Annotated in this window: 2 protein-coding genes; both read right to left on the minus strand. The window is 74.1% G+C overall.

All coding sequences use genetic code 11. The features are described from left to right. Positions 1 to 85 precede the first annotated feature (85 nt). Positions 86 to 1,327, minus strand: coding sequence for a hypothetical protein (locus ACLEQD_RS41745; protein ID WP_410391468.1), 1,242 nt, complete (start codon positions 1,325 to 1,327; stop codon positions 86 to 88). Then, positions 1,324 to 2,252 (minus strand): hypothetical protein (locus tag ACLEQD_RS41750; protein WP_410391469.1); only part of this gene is annotated, 929 nt, incomplete at its 5' end. The genes ACLEQD_RS41750 and ACLEQD_RS41745, both read right to left, overlap by 4 nt.

Genomic DNA, 2,252 nt, shown 5'->3' on the forward strand with positions numbered 1-2,252 from the left:
GCCCAGCGACTGGCCCTGGCCATCCAGCACCGTGAGGCTCAGGTGCAGCGGCTCGCGCGAGGGCGCGCGGTCCAGCGAGCGCGCGTCATGCGCACCAGCCGCCCACCGCGTCCATGCGCGGATCGATGTCCAGCTCCAGCACCGGGCACGCCGGGCCGGTGGCGAACGCCTCCGTGCGGCGCGTGTCCGGCAGGAAGGCCACGCGGCCCTCCGACGCGACCCCGGGCGAGGGCCGCGACTGCGCGGGCAGCAGCCACGACTCGAAGGGCCCCTCCACCGTGTAGCGCAGGTCCTCCTGGCCGTCGTTGCGCACCATCACCGTGTGCACGCCCTCCGGCAGCTCCAGCGGATGCGACATGGGCGAGCCCGCCACGGGGCCCGGCAGCTCCAGCGTGTGGGCCGTGCCGTCCGCGGACAGCGTCCGCACCGTCACGGGGCCGTGCGGCTGCGCCTTCGCGTCCGTCGCGTCGCTCCACAGCCACAGCACCGGCTTCGCGGGCCCGGTGACGTTGAGGGCCACGGCGCGGCCGGCGCCCAGGCGCTCCTGCACGGACTCGGTGGCCTCCACCAGCGGCAGCCGGTAGGCGGTGCGGTAGACGGGCTCAATCTGGTAGTCCGTGCCCGCCTCGCCCTCCGCGTTGAGGCGCTCCCAGTGCTCCTCCGCGAGCCAGCGGCGCGTCTCGCCGGAGAGCTTCTCGAAGGGCTCGAAGGTGGCGCGGCCGGCGCGCACCTCCGCCCGGGCCTGGGCCAGCTTCTGCGACGCCAGCAGCGGCAGCGTGCGGTGCGCGCGGACGTACACGCGCGCCAGCAGCGTGTCGTTGGTGCCCGCGGGCCGCAGGTAGAGCACGGCGTAGTCCGGCCGCTCCTTGGGCAGGCGCAGCACGAACTCGCGCTCGTCCGTCACCTGCTGCTCCGCGTGCGTCGTGAAGGCGCTCTCCTCCAGGAACGTGCCGTCCTCCTGCGGCTGGCCCTTGCTCTGGCGCGTGCGCGTGAAGATGGCGCGCTCCAGGAGGACGCCGTCCGGCCCGCGCAGGATGGCCTTGAGGCCGTACTGGTACTGCTTCTCCGGCGCGTAGGGCGTGCCGTCGGGGAGCAGCTCGTGCGTGACGACGAGCAGCTCCTCCGCGTCGGCGGGGACGCGCACGCGCATCTCCCGGCCCGGCTCCAGGCGGTAGAAGATGAGGCGCTCGGCGTTGACGAACTTCGCGTCGCGCCGCGCGGTGGGCGTGTCGATGTTGCCCAGCACGGCGAGGCTCGCGCCCCAGATGAGGGCCAGGCCCACCATCAGGCCAAGGAGCGCCACGAGGGCGCGGCTGCGGGTCTTCATCGACGGGCCTCTTCGCGGGAGACTTCCCCGGTCAACACCACCGGCTGGCGGTGCCGCAGCGCCAGGTCCACCGTGCTCGCGAGCTCCGCGTCACCCGCGGTCAGCTCCGCGCGCTTCGCCGGCGACGGGTGCTGCTGAAGGAAATAGACGGCGCGCAGCACCTGCTTGCCCTGCCGCGCTTCCACCAGGAGGAAGGGCAGGCCGTATTCGGCGCTGTAGCCGGACTTCACCTGACGCGTGACGTTGCCCACGCGCTTCGTCTGCGCCAGCGCGCGCAGGTCGTGCACGTTCTGCTGCGCGACGTAGCGCTCCGCGCTGGCGGTCAGCTCCGCGAAGTGCTCCTTCAGCGCGGAGGACACCGGCTGCGTGGGCGCCACCAGCCGGTCCGCCAGCAGCGCGCGCTCGGGAGACTCGCGCGGCTCCTCGGGCGTCAGGCCCGTGAGGGCCAGCTCCTCCTCCGCGAGCCGGGGGCCCACGAAGGCGCCGCGCAGCGGCTCGGACAGCCACAGCGTGGCCAGCCGCGCCCCGCCGAAGGTGCGGGAGAAGACCTGCTGCGGGCTCGCGTCGTTGAGGCCCGTCAGCTCCGGAGCGCCGTCGTGGTAGCGCACGCGCTGCCCCAGCCAGCCCAGCGGGCCTTGCTTCGACAGGAGCTTCTCCAGGTCCGCCGGCCGCTGCGCCGGGGTGAGCACCGGGCTGCCCACGTCCACCAGCACGTCCGCGTCCACGGAGGGCCGGCCGGAGAAGCCGCGCAGGTGCAGCACCCAGCCCTGCTCCTTCGGCAGCGCGCGGTGCACCGCCTGGTGGAACGCCTGGAAGCTCGTCCGCAGCTCACCGAAGGTGGCCGGGTGGGGCATGTCACCCGAGGCGGTGGCGAACACCATCGCGGTGGCCCGCGACTCGTGCCACACCTCGGCGGCCACCGGCA

It is taken from the genome of Corallococcus sp. 4LFB, from assembly GCF_046520365.1.
In the GTDB taxonomy this organism is placed as follows: Bacteria; Myxococcota; Myxococcia; order Myxococcales; family Myxococcaceae; genus Corallococcus; species Corallococcus caeni.

Excerpts from the sequence above, each read along its gene's own strand:
- ACLEQD_RS41745 (WP_410391468.1), bottom strand. The coding sequence starts at position 1,327 with ATGAAGACCCGCAGCCGCGCCCTCGTGGCGCTCCTTGGCCTGATGGTG.